This window comes from Streptomyces sp. KL2 (assembly GCF_046529545.1).
Classification (GTDB): domain Bacteria; phylum Actinomycetota; class Actinomycetes; order Streptomycetales; family Streptomycetaceae; genus Streptomyces; species Streptomyces radiopugnans.
Map to the genome: position 1 here is coordinate 3,913,841 of NZ_CP127170.1, position 14,539 is coordinate 3,928,379.

Annotated in this window: 12 protein-coding genes and 1 pseudogene; 6 read left to right on the forward strand and 7 right to left on the reverse strand. The window is 74.1% G+C overall.

Features of this window, described 5'->3' with window-relative positions:
- From QPK52_RS17670 to QPK52_RS17680, 3 genes are read right to left on the reverse strand one after another with little or no spacing between them, the layout of a single operon-like run.
- Complete coding sequence (locus tag QPK52_RS17670; protein WP_410538447.1) at positions 1-1,017, reverse strand: hydroxymethylglutaryl-CoA lyase; 1,017 nt, start codon at positions 1,015-1,017, stop codon at positions 1-3.
- Complete coding sequence (locus tag QPK52_RS17675; RefSeq protein ID WP_410538448.1) at positions 1,014-3,131, reverse strand: acetyl/propionyl/methylcrotonyl-CoA carboxylase subunit alpha; 2,118 nt, start codon at positions 3,129-3,131, stop codon at positions 1,014-1,016. The genes QPK52_RS17670 and QPK52_RS17675 overlap by 4 nt, the downstream gene beginning before the upstream one ends.
- Before the next feature lie 14 nt (positions 3,132-3,145).
- Positions 3,146-4,777 (reverse strand): carboxyl transferase domain-containing protein, encoded by a 1,632-nt coding sequence (locus QPK52_RS17680; RefSeq protein ID WP_410538449.1) that lies wholly within the window; start codon positions 4,775-4,777, stop codon positions 3,146-3,148.
- Between the two features lie 87 nt (positions 4,778-4,864).
- On the opposite strand from QPK52_RS17680, the gene QPK52_RS17685 reads away from it, so the two are divergent.
- The 3 genes from QPK52_RS17685 to tesB all read left to right on the forward strand — a co-directional run bounded on the left by QPK52_RS17685 (position 4,865) and on the right by tesB (position 7,893).
- The gene (locus QPK52_RS17685; protein ID WP_410538450.1) at positions 4,865-5,557 is read left to right on the forward strand and encodes a TetR/AcrR family transcriptional regulator; all 693 of its coding nucleotides are present in this window, start codon (positions 4,865-4,867) and stop codon (positions 5,555-5,557) included.
- 199 nt (positions 5,558-5,756) lie between these two features.
- Positions 5,757-6,914, forward strand: coding sequence for an acyl-CoA dehydrogenase family protein (locus tag QPK52_RS17690; protein WP_410538452.1), 1,158 nt, complete (start codon positions 5,757-5,759; stop codon positions 6,912-6,914).
- Positions 6,915-6,969: 55 nt separating this feature from the next.
- Positions 6,970-7,893 carry an acyl-CoA thioesterase II gene (gene tesB / locus QPK52_RS17695; RefSeq protein ID WP_410538453.1) on the forward strand — a complete coding sequence of 308 codons (924 nt, stop codon included), beginning with the start codon at positions 6,970-6,972 and terminating at the stop codon, positions 7,891-7,893.
- A 98-nt stretch (positions 7,894-7,991) separates the two neighbouring features.
- Here the strand turns inward: tesB and erm are convergent, their stop codons facing one another.
- Together erm and QPK52_RS17705 are read right to left on the reverse strand one after the other, a co-directional pair.
- On the reverse strand, positions 7,992-8,759 hold the full coding sequence (erm, locus tag QPK52_RS17700; RefSeq protein WP_410538454.1) for an ErmE/ErmH/ErmO/ErmR family 23S rRNA (adenine(2058)-N(6))-methyltransferase: 768 nt from the start codon (positions 8,757-8,759) through the stop codon (positions 7,992-7,994).
- Between the two features lie 505 nt (positions 8,760-9,264).
- Positions 9,265-10,059 carry a phosphatase gene (locus QPK52_RS17705; protein WP_410538455.1) on the reverse strand — a complete coding sequence of 265 codons (795 nt, stop codon included), beginning with the start codon at positions 10,057-10,059 and terminating at the stop codon, positions 9,265-9,267.
- 161 nt (positions 10,060-10,220) lie between these two features.
- Here QPK52_RS17705 and speB point away from each other — a divergent pair, with 161 nt between their 5' ends.
- Complete coding sequence (gene speB / locus QPK52_RS17710) at positions 10,221-11,201, forward strand: agmatinase (protein ID WP_410538456.1); 981 nt, start codon at positions 10,221-10,223, stop codon at positions 11,199-11,201.
- A gap of 129 nt (positions 11,202-11,330) precedes the next feature.
- On the opposite strand, the gene QPK52_RS17715 is transcribed toward speB, so the two are convergent.
- Positions 11,331-11,933: a TetR/AcrR family transcriptional regulator gene (locus QPK52_RS17715; RefSeq protein WP_410538457.1), complete on the reverse strand. Its 603-nt coding sequence runs from the start codon at positions 11,931-11,933 to the stop codon at positions 11,331-11,333.
- 71 nt (positions 11,934-12,004) lie between these two features.
- Between QPK52_RS17715 and QPK52_RS17720 the strand changes: the two genes are divergently transcribed.
- A complete protein-coding gene (locus QPK52_RS17720) occupies positions 12,005-12,919 on the forward strand; it encodes an oxidoreductase (protein ID WP_410538458.1) in 915 nt (304 codons plus the stop codon).
- Between the two features lie 408 nt (positions 12,920-13,327).
- Positions 13,328-13,615, forward strand: coding sequence for a hypothetical protein (locus tag QPK52_RS17725; protein ID WP_410538459.1), 288 nt, complete (start codon positions 13,328-13,330; stop codon positions 13,613-13,615).
- A 396-nt stretch (positions 13,616-14,011) separates the two neighbouring features.
- On the opposite strand, the pseudogene QPK52_RS17730 reads toward QPK52_RS17725, so the two are convergent.
- Positions 14,012-14,428: pseudogene (locus QPK52_RS17730) on the reverse strand (ankyrin repeat domain-containing protein); the annotation flags it as partial.
- Between the last annotated feature and the right edge of the window lie 111 nt (positions 14,429-14,539).

Consider the following 14,539-nt stretch of genomic DNA (forward strand, 5'->3'; position numbering starts at 1 on the left):
TCACTGCTCCTTGTGGGAGTCGCGGGAGACCTGGGTGCCCTGGGAGCCGCGGGTGTCGTGGGCTTCCCGGGAGGAGAGGGCGCGGACCGTGCGGGACGGGCTGGGCCGCCCCAGCCGCTCGGCCATCCACACGCTGGTGGCGGTGAGACGGCCGAGGTCGACCCCGGTGTCGATGCCGAGGCCGTGCAGCATCCACACCAGGTCCTCGGTGGCGAGGTTGCCCGTGGCGCTCCTGGCGTACGGGCAGCCGCCGAGGCCGCCGGCGGAGGCGTCCACGGTGGTGACGCCGTGCCGGAGGGCGGCCAGGGTGTTGGACAGGGCCTGGCCGTAGGTGTCGTGGAAGTGGACCGCGAGGCGGCCGGTGGGCACGCCCGCGTCGTTCAGGGCGGCCAGCAGGGCGGTGACATGGCCGGGGGTGGCCACGCCGATGGTGTCGCCCAGGCTCAGCTCGTCGCAGCCGAGGTCGAGCAGGCGGCGGCAGACGCCGACCACCTGTGCGACGGGCACCGGGCCCTCCCAGGGATCGCCGAAGCACATCGACAGATAGCCGCGGACCCCGGCGCCCGCCTCCTTCGCGCGGGCGACCACCGGCTCGAACATCGCCAGGGCCTCGTCGACGGTGCGGTTGAGATTGGCCCTGGCGAAGGACTCGGTGGCGCTGCCGAAGACGGCGATCTCGCGGACGCCGAGGGCCAGCGCCCGCTCCAGACCGCGCTCGTTGGGCACGAGCGCCGGCAGCCGTACGGCGTCGGCGCCCGCCCGGTCGGCGAGGTCGGCCACGGCAGGGAACAGCTCCTCGGCGTCGGCCAGTTGGGGCACCCACCTGGGGTGGACGAAGCTGGTCGCCTCGATGGTGCGCAGCCCGGCGTCGGCGAGCCGGCGGATGAACTCCGCCTTCACCCCGACGGGCACGGTCGACGGTTCGTTCTGCAGGCCGTCGCGCGCACCCACCTCGTGGATGCGGACGCGCTCCGGAAGCCCTTCGGCCGCAACGGCCATGGGCAGACCCTCGATCATCGCGCGGCCTCCTTCTCCGGCCCCGGCTTCTCCGACGGCGCCGGTGAATCACCGTCCGGCGCGGAGTCCTTCGGCTCGACGACGGCGAGCACCTGGTCCATGGCGACCGTGCTGCCCGCCGTGACGTCCAGTTCGGTGACGATCCCGTCGTAGGGGGCGGCGATGACGTGCTCCATCTTCATCGCCTCCACCACCAGCAGGCTCTGGCCGACGGCGACCTCCTCGCCGACGGCCGCCTTGACGACGGTGACCGTGCCGGGCATCGGCGCGGTCAGCGCGTCGGCGCCGTGCGCTCCCGCGCCGCCCCGCAGGGCCGCCTCGACCGGGTCGTGGTCGGCCAGGTGCCATCCCTGCCCGTCGCGGCCGAGCCAGCGGCTGCCGCCGAAGCGGGTGTGGGCGAAGGAGTGGGTCATCCCGTCCCAGGTCAGCAGCGCGCGGCCGGAGTCCCCGCCGGAATCCCCACCGCCCTGCGACCGCAGCGCGGCACTCACCGGTTCGGCGTCCCCGACGCGGACCTCGGCACCGTCGGCCCGCCCGCGCACCCGCACGGCCACCGGCTCATGGCCCGGTGCCCGCAGGTGGTGGACCGTCCAGGCGGGCTCGCCGCCCAGCCGCCAGCCGGTCGGCGTGGAGAACGGATCCGTCCAGCCGGCGGAGCCCCCCGCGGGGGCGGGGGGCGAAGGCTCCAGAGCGGCGTGCCGCAGCAGAGCCGCCGCCGCGTAGACCTCGTCCGGCACGGCCGACGGCAGCAGCGAGGCGGCGTCGCGGTCCACCAGGCCGGTGTCCAGCTCCCCGGAGACCACCGCCGGGTGGGCCAGCAGGGCGCGCAGGAAGGCGGTGTTGGTGTCCACACCCAGCACGGTCGTCTCCGCCAGCGCGGAACGCAGCCGCCGCAGCGCGGAGGCCCGGTCCGGACCGTGGGCGATCACCTTGGCGAGCATCGGGTCGTAGACGGTGCCCACCTCGGTGCCCTGCGCGAGCCCGGAGTCCACGCGGACGCCCTCGCCCGAGGGCTCCGAGAGCAGATGGACGGTACCGGCCGACGGCAGGAAGTCCACCCTCTCGCCGGTGGCGCGCGCCGTCTCCGCGCAGATCCGGGCCTCCACCGCGTGCCCGTTCAGGCGGACGTCCTCCTGGCCGAAGGCCAGCGGCTCGCCGGCCGCCACCCGCAGCTGCCACTCCACCAGGTCCAGGCCGGTGATCAGCTCCGTCACCGGGTGCTCGACCTGGAGGCGGGTGTTCATCTCCATGAAGCAGTAGGCGGCCGGATCGCCGCCGGGAACGATGAACTCCACCGTGCCGGCGCCCCGGTAGCCGCAGGAGAGGGCGGCGCGTACGGCCGCCTCGCCCATCGCGGCACGGGTGGCCTCGTCCAGCAGTGGGCTGGGCGCCTCCTCGATGATCTTCTGGTGGCGGCGCTGGAGGCTGCACTCGCGCTCGCCCAGGTGCACCACGGTGCCGTGGCCGTCGGCCAGGACCTGGATCTCGATGTGCCGGGGCCGGTCGATCCACCGCTCCACCAGCAGCGTGTCGTCGCCGAAGGCGCCGCGGGCCTCGCGCCGCGCGGCGGCGATCTCCTCGGCCAGCAGCGCTTCGTCGCGCACCAGCCGCATGCCCTTGCCGCCGCCTCCGGCCGAGGGCTTGAGCAGGACCGGGGTCCCGATCTCCAGCGCCGCGGCGGTCAGTTCGGCGTCGGTCAGTCCGCTGCCGCTGCTGCCGGGCACCACCGGCACCCCGGCGGCCCGCACCGTCTCCTTGGCGCGGATCTTGTCGCCCATCAGCTCGATGGCGTCGGCGGGCGGGCCGACGAAGACCATCCCGGCCGCCTCCACCGCGCGGGCGAAGGCGGCGTTCTCGGCGAGGAAGCCGTAGCCGGGGTGCACCGCCTGGGCGCCCGTCCGCCGGGCGGCCCGGAGCAGCCTCTCGATCGACAGATAACTCTCGGAGGCCACCGCCGGGCCGATCCGCACCGCGGTGTCCGCCTCCCGCACATGGCGTGCGTCGGCGTCCGCGTCGCTGAAGACGGCGACCGAGCGCACGCCCAGCCGCCGCAGCGTGCGGATGACGCGGACGGCGATCTCGCCGCGGTTGGCGACCAGCACCGTGTCGAACATGGAACGCATCCCCCTCACATCCGGAAAACGCCGTAGCCGGGCGCCGCGGGGTCCTTCTCGGGCAGCGGCGCGTTCGCGCACGCGGTGAGCGCGAGGCCGAGCACCGTACGCGTCTCCAGCGGGTCGATCACGCCGTCGTCCCACAGCCGCGCGGTGGCGTAGTAGGCGTTGCCCTGGGTCTCGTACTGCTCGCGGATGGGCGCCTTGAAGGCGTCCTCCTCCTCGGCACTCCACTCCTCGCCACGCGCCTCCAGCTGGTCGCGCTTGACGGTGGCCAGCACCGACGCGGCCTGCTCGCCGCCCATCACCGAGATCTTGGCGTTGGGCCACATCCACATGAAGCGCGGCGAGTACGCCCGGCCGCACATCGAGTAGTTGCCCGCTCCGTAGGAGCCGCCGACGACGACCGTCAGCTTGGGCACCCGGGTGCAGGCCACGGCCGTCACCATCTTGGCGCCGTGCTTGGCGATGCCGCCCGCCTCGTACTGGCGGCCCACCATGAAGCCGGAGATGTTCTGCAGGAACACCAGCGGTATGCCGCGCTGGTCGCACAGCTCGATGAAGTGCGCGCCCTTCTGGGCGGACTCGGCGAACAGGATGCCGTTGTTGGCGACGATCCCGACCGGGTGGCCGTGGATGCGGGCGAAGCCCGTCACCAGCGTCGTGCCGTACTCGGCCTTGAACTCCGCGAACCGGGAGCCGTCGACGACACGGGCGATGACCTCGCGCACGTCGTAGGGGGTGCGCGGGTCCACGGGGACCGCGCCGTAGAGCCCGGCCGGGTCGACCTTCGGCTCCTCCACCGGCTCCACCGGCCACGGCAGCGGGCCGCGGCGGGGGAGGGTGACCACGATGTCCCGCACGATGCGCAGGGCGTGGGCGTCGTCCTCGGCGAGGTGGTCGGTCACCCCGGAGGTGCGCGAGTGGACCTCGCCGCCGCCCAGCTCCTCGGCCGTGACGACCTCGCCGGTGGCCGCCTTCACTAGCGGCGGCCCGCCCAGGAAGATCGTGCCCTGGCCGCGCACGATCACGGCCTCGTCGCTCATCGCCGGCACGTAGGCGCCGCCCGCCGTGCACGAGCCGAGGACGGCGGCGATCTGCGGGATGCCCGCGCCGGACATCCGGGCCTGGTTGTAGAAGATCCGCCCGAAGTGCTCGCGGTCGGGGAAGACCTCGTCCTGCATGGGCAGGAAGGCGCCGCCGGAGTCCACCAGGTACACGCACGGCAGCCGGTTCTCCAGGGCCACCTCCTGCGCGCGCAGGTGCTTCTTGACCGTCATCGGGTAGTACGTGCCGCCCTTGACCGTGGCGTCGTTGGCGACGACCACCACCTCGCGGCCCGACACCCGCCCGATGCCGGCGATCACGCCCGCGGCCGGGGCCTGGCCGTCGTACATCCCGTCCGCCGCGAGCGGAGCCAGCTCCAGGAAGGGGGACCCCGGATCCAGCAGGGTGTCCACCCGGTCCCGCGGCAGCAGCTTGCCGCGCGCGGTGTGCCGCGCCCGTGCCCGCTCGCCGCCGCCCAGCCGTGCCGCGGCGAGCTTCTCGCGCAGTCGCGCGGCCAGCTCGCGGTGCGCGGCCTCGTTCGCCCTCGCCGCCTCTGACGCCGGATCGACGGCGCTGACCAGCGGAGGTGCCTGCTGCATGCCCTTCGAGCCCCCTTGCTCGGTTAGTGAGCGTTAACCTCGTCCATCAGGTTAACGCCCGCTAACCCGGCTGTCTACAATTCCCTCATGACCACCAGGACCGACGCCCCCACCCGCCGAGAGCAGATCCTCGGCGAGGCCGCCCGCCTGTTCGCCGAGCGCGGCTTCCACGGCGTCGGCGTGGACGAGATAGGCGCGGCGGTCGGCATCAGCGGCCCCGGTCTCTACCGCCACTTCGCGGGCAAGGACGCGATGCTCGCGGAGCTGCTGGTGGGCATCAGCGAGCGGCTGTACTCGGGCGGGCGCAGGTGCCTGGCGGAGTCCGGCGAGGCGGGCCTCGCGCCGGGGGCGACGCTGGACGCGCTCATCGGCCGCCACATCGACTTCGCACTCGACGACCGCGCCCTGATCACTCTCCACGACCGGGAGCTGGACCGGCTGCGCGACAGCGACCGCAAGCTGGTGCGCCAGCTCCAGCGCCAGTACGTGGAGCTGTGGGTGGGCGTCGTGCGCCAGGTGCATCCGGAGCTGCCGGAGAAGGAGGCCCGCGCCTCCGTCCACGCCGTCTTCGGCCTGCTCAACTCCACGCCCCATCTGAGCCGCCCCTCCTCGCTGCCGGACCGCGACGCGGCGGCCGCACTCCTGCACCGGCTGGCCCGCGGCGCCTTCGCCGCGGCCGCGGCGGACGGCGGTGCGACCGGCGGCGCGGGCGGCGTGTACCGCGTGGAGGGCGGCGCGGAGGGCGGCGTGAACGACGGCGGGGCGGGCGCCGAGGGCTGAGGCCCGTCCCGGGTCTCGCCGCGAGCCCCGCCCGGGCCCCGCGCAGGCGCCCGCCGTGCGCGCATGGCCGCGCATGACCGCGTATGACACCGCCCACAGCGGCGGACAACCACCGGAACACCCCTGGACAGCCGATTCGGCCCTTCGGTAGCTTGCGTCTGAGCAAGCGCTTAGTTTTCCGGCCCCAGGAGGCGATGACGTGCGTCGCACGGTGTTCAACGAGGACCACGAGGCGTTCCGCGAGACCATCCGCGACTTCATCGCCGCCGAGGTCGTGCCCCACTACGGCCAGTGGGAGAAGCAGGGCTACGTCCCCCGCGAGCTCTACCTGAAACTCGGCGAGCTGGGCGTCTTCGGCATCGAGGTGCCCGAGGAGTACGGCGGTGCCGGCGAGACCAGCTTCAAGTACAGCGCGGTCATCTACGAGGAGACCGCCCGTGCCGGCGTCAGCTTCGGCGGCTCCGGCGTCCACACGGCGCTGTGCCTGCCCTATCTGCTGAAGTACGCGAACGAGGAGCAGAAGCGCCGCTGGCTGCCGCCCTTCGTCACCGGCGAGATGATGACCGCCATCGCCATGACCGAGCCCGGCGCCGGCTCGGACCTGGCCGGCATGAAGACCACCGCGAAGCTGTCCGAGGACGGCACGCACTACATACTCAACGGCGCCAAGACATTCATCACCGGCGGCGTCCAGGCCGACCGCGTCCTGGTCTGCTGCCGCACCGCCCCGCCGACCCCCGAGGACCGCCGCGGGGGCATCTCCATCCTGGTGGTGGACACGAAGAGCGAGGGCTACGCCGTCGGCCGCAACCTCGACAAGCTGGGCCTGAAGTCCTCCGACACCGCCGAGCTGTCCTTCACCGACGTCCGTGTCCCCGTCGAGGACCTGCTCGGCGAGGAGGGCAAGGCGTTCTCCTACCTCACCCACAACCTCCCGCAGGAGCGCCTGGGCATCGCGATCGGCGCATACGCGCAGTCCGCCGCCGCCGTCCGCTTCGCCCACGAGTACGTCAGGGACCGCACGGTCTTCGGCAAGCCCGTGGCCTCCTTCCAGAACACCAAGTTCGTGCTGGCCGACTGCCAGGCGGACGTGGACGCCATGCAGGCGGTCGTGGACCGCGCGCTGGACGCCCTGGACGCCGGGGAGCTGACCCCCGCCGACGCCGCCTCCGTCAAGCTGTTCACCACCGAGACCGCCGCCAAGGTCATCGACAAGTGCCTCCAGCTGCACGGCGGTTACGGCTACATGCGGGAGTACCCGATCTCGCGCCTGTACGCCGACACCCGCGTCACCCGCATCTACGGGGGCACCAGCGAGGTCATGCGGTCCATCATCGCCAAGTCGATGGGCCTGTGAGCGGCCGGGAACGGGGCGGCCGGGCACGGAACCGAGCGGAGGACACCTACCTTCCATGACGAACGACGGCACGGGCGCGGGCGCCGGCGAGGCGCCCCCGTCCGCCCTGCTGGACCTGGTCGGCCTGCTCGACCTGGAGCGGATCGACCGCGACATCTTCCGCGGCCAGAGCCGTTCGGCGGTCGTCCCCCGGGTCTTCGGCGGGCAGGTGGCCGCGCAGGCGCTCGTCGCGGCCTTCCGCACCGTCCCCGACGACCGGCTCGCGCACTCGCTGCACGCCTACTTCCTGCGCCCCGGCGACCCGGACGCGCCGATCGTCTACACGGTCGACCGCATCCGCGACGGGCGGTCCTTCACCACCCGCCGGGTCGTCGCCGTCCAGCACGGGCAGCCGATCTTCCATCTGTCGGCGTCCTTCCAGACCGGCGAGGACGGGCTGGAGCACCAGGAGCCGATGCCGGCCGCCCCGGACCCGGAGACGCTGCCGGACTCCACCGAGCTGCTGCCGCGCCACGCCCATCTGTTCAGCGACCCCGGCGTCGCCGACCGCCTCGCCGAGGCGCGCGCGGCGGTCGACCTGCGGTACGTCACCGAACCGCCGTACGCGACGGCCGGGCAGCCGCGCGAGCCGCGCTCCCAGGTCTGGTTCCGCACGGCCGGCAAGCTCGACGGCGACCTCGACCGGCCGATGCTCCACCTCTGCCTGGCCGCCTACATCTCCGACATGAGCCTGCTGGAGCCCGTCCTCCTCGCCCACGGCCGCGGCGGCTGGACGGTCGGGGACGTGGTGGGCGCGAGCCTGGACCACGCGATGTGGTTCCACCGTCCCTTCCGGGTGGACGAGTGGCTGCTGTACGACCAGTCCAGCCCCACCTCCCAGTCCGGCCGCGGCCTGGGCCACGGCCGGATCTTCACCGCCGACGGACGGCTGGCGATCACGGTGATGCAGGAGGGCGTGGTGCGGGTGCCGCGCGGCTGAGGCCCGTACGGCGGGGCGCCCGTGCGGCGGGCCGCTCAGGGGTTCCCGCCCGGCCCCGCATCCTCGCCGGGGCCCGGCGAGGACGTCCCACAGGCCGTTCAGCCCCGTCCCAGTTCGTCGAACAGCACCAGCCACTGACGCGGGGCGACCAGCCCCACGGGGGTGTCCGTGCCGACCCCCGCCGCCGCGCAGGCGGCCCGGACCCGGCGTGTGCGGTGCCGCCGCGCCAGCGTGGCCGCCAGCGAGCCGCCCACCCCGGTGAAACCGTGCTCCACGAAGGCCCGGTAGCCGGGGAGCCGGTCCGGGGGCAGCAGGGGCGTGGAACGGCGCTCGATCCGGAGCGCGGCCGAGTCGGTGCGCGGCACGGGCACGAAGCTCCCGCGCCCGACCCGGCAGCCCAGCAGCCAGTCGTGGCAAGGCCAGCTGAGCACCGTCAGCAGCGGCCAGCGGCCGTAGTCCCCGGTGTGCTTGCGCGCGTACTCCCGCTGGGTGAGCAGCGTCGCGGAGGTCAGCGCGGGGGCTGCCAGGCACCACCGCACGATGTCGGTCGTGCGCGAGTAGGGGATGTTGCCCACCACGGCGAACGGCTCGCGCGGAGGGGAGGCCCGCAGGAAGTCGCCCCGTACGGGGCGGACCTCGGGGCGTCCCGCGAAACGGCGTTCCAGCCGGGCGGCCAGGCGCGGGTCGATCTCGTACGCCACCACCTCGCGGCAGGTACGGGCCAGCGCGGCGGTGAGCGGTCCCTCCCCGGCGCCGGGCTCGACCACCAGGTCGCCGGGGCCGACCCGGGAGAAGCGCACCAGGCGGCGTACGGCGTCGGTGTCGTGCAGGAAGTTCTGGGAGAGCGTGATGCGGCGGCGTGCCACGGGCGAAGTCCTCTGTTCGAGGACAGGCCGGGCCGGGCGCGGCGGAGCGCGTGCGTGGACGGTTCCACAAAGGTGCGGGCGCGCGGGGCTTCGGGCCTGTCCGGGTCCACGGGAGACACCGGGGCCCGGGCACGCATGCGGAAGGACCGCGCGGGGACGCGGGGAGCGCGGGGGAGCGGGCGCGTACGCGTGACGGCGTACGCGAAGGGCGCGTCCGTACGGAGGGGCGCCCGGGGGCGCCTGCGGACGGCTGCTCGGGGTCAGACGCTCGACGGGTCCCGGCGTGCCGGGGCCGAACGCCGACCGCGCGGGCGGCTGGTCGTCTGCGGACACCAGCCGGAGCGCCGCGCGACGGCGCCCGCACCGCTGATGATCGCCATGAAGGCTGCGGAACCCATGGCCGCGACGCTAGGGGCCGCACCCGCCGGCGGGCAACCGGATTTACGGGCCGCCGGCAGCCCGCGGGCGTCCGCCGCCGGACGGCCGGGCGCCCCGCCCGCCCCCGCTACGCGGGCGTCAGCCCCGCCGCGTCCAGCAGGTACGCCGTCATCGGCTCGTAGTAGCGCGGATTGATCACGTGGTCGTCCAGGGGGACGGCGACCGCGAGGGTGCCCTCCGCCTCGCCGATGAAGAGCGCCGGGTCGTTGCAGTCGGCGAAGCCGACCGTGGGGATGCCGCGCTGCGCCGCGCAGCCCGCCCAGCCGTGGTCGGCGAAGACCAGGTCCGGCAGGGGCTCGCCCTCGCGCTGGAGGGCGTCGAGGATCGCGGTCATCGGCTCGGGGGAGTGGGTGTGCCACAGCGTCGCCCCGCGCTCGTGCATCGCGATGTCCGCGAGCTGCACCACCACGCCCTGGTCCGCGATCAGCCCCAGCGGCACCCGTACGATCTCGCACCCGGCCAGCCGCAGCGCGTTCGCCACCTTGCTGTGCAGATCGATCAGCGCGCCCGGGTGGCCGGTGGCGAACAGCACCCGGTGGCCGGCCTCCGCGGCCTTGCGCAGCTCGACCGCGGCCCGGTCCAGGGCGGCCACCGTCAGCTCCGGGTCGATGGTGTCCTGGCCCTGGCGGTGCCCGGGGTCGTCGACGACCCCGCAGCGCTCGGCCATCACCGCCAGCACGTCCTGCTCGTCGGCCCAGCGGTCGCCCAGCTCCAGACCCAGCCAGTAGTGCCGGTCGCCGTTGGCGAGCCTGCGGTAGTGGTCCAGGTTGTTCTCGCGCGGGGTGGCGACGTCCCCGGCGATACGGGTGCGGACGAGGTGGTCGATCAGCTCGGAGCGGGAGGGGGCGGCGGTTATCGGCATGGGGGCATTGTCTCCCGAGGGGGCCCGCCGGGCGATCCGCTTCCGCCCGCGGCGCCCCGCAGTGCACCCGCCGCCTCCTGTACGGGCCGTCCAAAAGGGGACGGGCGGCTGTCGGATCCGTACATGTCCGCCGAGGCGGGCCCCTGCCTACCCTCGGCCGCATGAGCAGCGACCAGCAGCAGCCCCGCGGACCCGTCGACTCCTCCCGCGTCCCGCGCTTCGCGGGCCCGGCGACCTTCGCCCGCCTGCCCCGCCTGGACGAGGTGGGCCGCGCCGACGTCGCCGTCGTCGGGGTGCCCTTCGACTCGGGCGTCTCCTACCGGCCCGGCGCCCGCTTCGGCTCCAACGCCGTCCGCGAGGCGTCCCGTCTGCTGCGCCCGTACAACCCGGCCCAGGACGCCTCGCCCTTCGCACTCGCCCAGGTCGCCGACGCGGGCGACATCGCCGCCAACCCCTTCGACATCCACGAGGCGGTCGAGACGGTGGAGCGGGCGGCCGGTGAGCTGCTGGACACCGGCGCCCGGCTGATGACGCTGGGCGGCGACCACACCATCGCCCTGCCGCTGCTGCGCGCGGTGGCCCGCAGGCACGGCCCCGTCGCCCTGCTCCACTTCGACGCCCACCTGGACACCTGGGACACCTACTTCGGCGCCGAGTACACCCACGGCACGCCCTTCCGGCGCGCGGTGGAGGAGGGCATCCTCGACACCTCCGCGCTCTCCCACGTCGGCACCCGCGGCCCGCTGTACGGCAAGAAGGACCTCACCGACGACGCCAAGATGGGCTTCGGCATCGTCACCTCCGCCGATGTGATGCGGCGCGGCGTGGACGAGGTCGCCGACCAGCTCCGCCAGCGCATCGGCGACCGCCCGCTGTACGTCTCCATCGACATCGACTGCCTCGACCCGGCCCACGCGCCCGGCACCGGCACCCCGGAGGCGGGCGGCATGACCTCCCGCGAACTGCTGGAGATCCTGCGCGGGCTGGCCTCCTGCAACCTGGTCTCGGCCGACGTGGTCGAGGTCGCCCCGGCGTACGACCACGCCGAGATCACCTCGGTGGCCGCCTCCCACACCGCCTACGAGCTGACGACGATCATGTCCCGGCAGATCGCGGCGGGCAGGGAGTCCGCGCAGAGGTAGGCCCGCGGCCGTCCGTCCCCGTGGTCTCACCGTCCGTCCGCACGGTGGCCACGGGGCCGCGGAGGCAGGCATCGCGGGCTCGGCGTGCGGCGGCCGAGGTCCGCACAGGGCGTACGCGCGCCGGGCGGGTCAGCGGGGCTTGAGGCCGTGCAGCAGGTGGTGGATCAGGTCATTGGTCATGCCGAGGGCCTCGGCCGGTTCGAGCATGCCGCCCGCCGTGAAGCCGGCGATGCCGTGGAGGGCGGCGCCGGTGAAGAGCGTGAGGCGTTCCGGGTCGGCCTCGACGATCTCGCCGCGCCGCTGCGCGTCCGCGATCACCCGTTCGAAGAAGCCCACCGTCCGGTCGACCCCGGCGGCCATCTGCCCGGCGGCCTCGGGCTCGTGCTTGCGGGCGTACATGAGGGCCAGGAGTTCGGCGTTCTCGGCGGCGAAGGCGAGGTAGGCGCGGGCGAGGACGGTCAGGCGGGGCTGGAGCGGGAGCGCGGGGTCGTCGGCGCCTTCCAGGATCCGGCCCAGCCGGTCGTAGCCGGCCAGGGCCAGGGCGTCGAGCAGGGCCTGTTTGTCCTTGAAGTGGCGGCCGGGCGCGGCGTGGCTGACGCCTGTCTCGCGGGCCAGTTCGCGCAGGGACAGGGAGGCGACCCCCTTCTCCCGCAGGGTGCGCTCGGCGCTCTCCAGCAGGGCGGCGCGCAGGTCGCCGTGGTGGTAGGGGCGGCTTCGGGGCATGTGGGCCATCGTATCCCGATGTTGACGACGACATCTTTGTAGTCATTGCCATCATTGTTGTCATCGTCTACTTTGAGGTCATGGCAAACGACGGGAACAAGCGATGGAACGCCGCCCTCCTCCCCGGCCTCGCCGGCCGCACGGCCGTCGTCACGGGCGCCAACAGCGGCATCGGGCTCACCGCGGCGGACGCCCTGGCCCGCGCGGGCGCGCACGTGGTGTTCGCGGTGCGGGACGTGGAGCGGGGCCGCGCGGCGGCGGCGACGGTGGACGGCAGCACGGAGGTGCGCCGCCTGGACCTGGCGGACCTTTCCTCCGTGCGCGACTTCGCGGCGGGCTGGCAGGGGCGCCCCCTGGACCTGCTGATCAACAACGCCGGGGTGATGATGATCCCGCGGCAGAGCACGCGGGACGGCTTCGAGATGCAGTTCGGCACGAACCACCTCGGCCACTTCGCACTGACGAACCTGCTCCTGCCGTACGTCACCGGCCGCGTCGTCACGGTGTCCTCCTCCGCGCACCGCTGGGGCGGCGCGCGGATCCGCTTCGACGACCCGAACCTGGAAGCGGGTTACTCCCCGCGGGGCGCCTACGCCCAGTCCAAGCTGGCGAACCTGCTGTTCACCCTGGAACTCCAGCGCCGCCTGACGGAGTCGGGCTCCCCGGTCCGCGCCCTGGCCGCCCATCCCGGATACGCGGCCACCAACCTCCAGAGCCACGCGGCCAGCCCCCTCGCCCGCGCCTTCATGCGGCTCGGCAACAGGTTCCTCGCCCAGGACGACCGGGCGGGCGCCCTGCCGACCCTGTACGCGGCGACGGCCGACCTCCCCGGCGCGAGCTACGTCGGCCCGGACGGGGTGGCGGAGACGCGGGGCGGGCCGACGCTGGTGGGGCGCAGCGCGGCGGCGAGTGATCCGGTGGCGGCGCGGCGTCTGTGGGCGATGTCGGAGGAGATGACGGGGGTCGGCTTTCCGGTGGTGCCCGCGGAGCGCTGAGAGGGTGCTCCGCCGGGGCGCAGGGCCGGGTCTGCGCGCGGCCGGAGGCGGGTGGGGCCGTCCCGGCCGGGCGGAGGCGGCCGCGACGGCTGTTGCGGCTGCAACCGCTTCCGGAGTTGTGGTCGCGGCGCGTCGCCGCACGGGTTCCACCGACCGGGACCCCCTGGTTTTCGGTCACGTTTGGAGCAGTGCGTATCCGGACGTAAGCACAGGGTTTCGAAGGCGGCGAAAACGATCGATCACATCGTCGCTGGTGACCGGCGTGCGCACCCCGTACCCCCGGGGGTTACAGCAGGCTACTGGTTTAACACGCAACGTTACTCGAAATGATCGTCGAAGGTGCATCCGGCGACGCTTCCCGACAGACTCACGTTCGCTATCCGTTACACCCCGACGGAAGGACGCGTCATGCGGAACGCGGTGAAGTGCGCCCTGGTGAGCGGCCTGCTGGCCGCGGGCACGCTCGCCCCGCTGTGCGGTGCGGCGCTCGCCGCGCCGGCGCCCCACGCGCCCTCGGCGCTGGTGCTCGCCACCGCGCCGGAGCGCACGGGGGAGGCGGACGGCGCGGGCGGGCCGGTCTGCGCCTTCGAGGGCTCCGGAAGCCCGGGGGAGTCAGGGAGCCGTTCCACACCGGAGATCCTCTGCGTGTGGCCGGACGGCGCGGAGGGAGGCGGCGCGGAGGTGTTCGCCATCTGACGAAACCTTCCGGCGGAAACCGGGGTCCGCACCGCCTGGGACCCCACTGAGACGGCCGGTCGCCGTGCACGCCCCGGACAGGCGGCGCGAGCGGTCCGGCGGGCCCCGCGGTCCCTCCTCACCGCGGGGCGGGCCGATCGAGCGGACGGGCGGAGAGCCGGTCCTGTGGGGGGTGCTGGCACGCACCGCCCGTCGACGCCGCGGCCCCACCAAGGGCGCGGTCCGGAGAGAATGCCTGGCTCTCCGGGCCGCGCCCCCTGTCGTTCACCACCCGCCGCCGACGCGGCCCTCACCACCGGGGAGCCGGTCGGCTTTCGCACACACGGTTGCACGGTCGGCACGCGGCGGCCGCCGGTGCCGCGCCACCGGTCCCTCCGCGGCGAGCCGCCGCCCGCCCTCCTCCGGGCGGAGCGCCGCGAGCAGCAGGGCGGTCGTCTCGGCGTGGGACTCGCGCAGGGCCCAGTCGAGCGGGGAGAGGCCGGTGCCCCCGTCCTCACGGAGCAGGGGATCGGCACCATGGCTGAGGAGCGTCCGCACCGTCCCGGTGTGTCCCCAGCAGGCGGCCGCGCACAGCGGGGTGCCCTCCTGGCCGCGCCCGCTCTCGGTGTCCGGGTGGGCTCCGGCCGCCAGGAGCGCCTCGGCCACGTCGCCGTTGCCCTGGACGGCCGCCGCGTAGAGCGGGGTGGTGCCCTCGGCGTCGGCGGTCTCGGCGGGAGCCCCGGCCCGCAGCAGCGCGGTCACCTGTGGAAGGTCTCCACTGCTCGCCGCCCACACCAGTCGCGCCGACAGCCTCTTGCGACGTCGCCTGTTCACGGCCGTCACCCTACGGTCCGGTGCCGGTCCGGTGCCGGTCCGGTGCCGGATCACCACCGGAGAACGGGAAGCCCGGTCCGCCTGCCCTCCAGCGGGATGAAATACGGTCGC

Excerpts from the sequence above, each read along its gene's own strand:
- QPK52_RS17680 (WP_410538449.1), bottom strand. The coding sequence starts at position 4,777 with ATGCAGCAGGCACCTCCGCTGGTCAGCGCCGTCGATCCGGCGTCAGAG.
- tesB (WP_410538453.1), top strand. The coding sequence starts at position 6,970 with ATGACGAACGACGGCACGGGCGCGGGCGCCGGCGAGGCGCCCCCGTCC.
- QPK52_RS17670 (WP_410538447.1), bottom strand. The coding sequence starts at position 1,017 with ATGATCGAGGGTCTGCCCATGGCCGTTGCGGCCGAAGGGCTTCCGGAG.
- speB (WP_410538456.1), top strand. The coding sequence starts at position 10,221 with ATGAGCAGCGACCAGCAGCAGCCCCGCGGACCCGTCGACTCCTCCCGC.
- QPK52_RS17715 (WP_410538457.1), bottom strand. The coding sequence starts at position 11,933 with ATGGCCCACATGCCCCGAAGCCGCCCCTACCACCACGGCGACCTGCGC.
- QPK52_RS17720 (WP_410538458.1), top strand. The coding sequence starts at position 12,005 with ATGGCAAACGACGGGAACAAGCGATGGAACGCCGCCCTCCTCCCCGGC.
- QPK52_RS17725 (WP_410538459.1), top strand. The coding sequence starts at position 13,328 with ATGCGGAACGCGGTGAAGTGCGCCCTGGTGAGCGGCCTGCTGGCCGCG.
- QPK52_RS17675 (WP_410538448.1), bottom strand. The coding sequence starts at position 3,131 with ATGTTCGACACGGTGCTGGTCGCCAACCGCGGCGAGATCGCCGTCCGC.
- QPK52_RS17705 (WP_410538455.1), bottom strand. The coding sequence starts at position 10,059 with ATGCCGATAACCGCCGCCCCCTCCCGCTCCGAGCTGATCGACCACCTC.
- QPK52_RS17685 (WP_410538450.1), top strand. The coding sequence starts at position 4,865 with ATGACCACCAGGACCGACGCCCCCACCCGCCGAGAGCAGATCCTCGGC.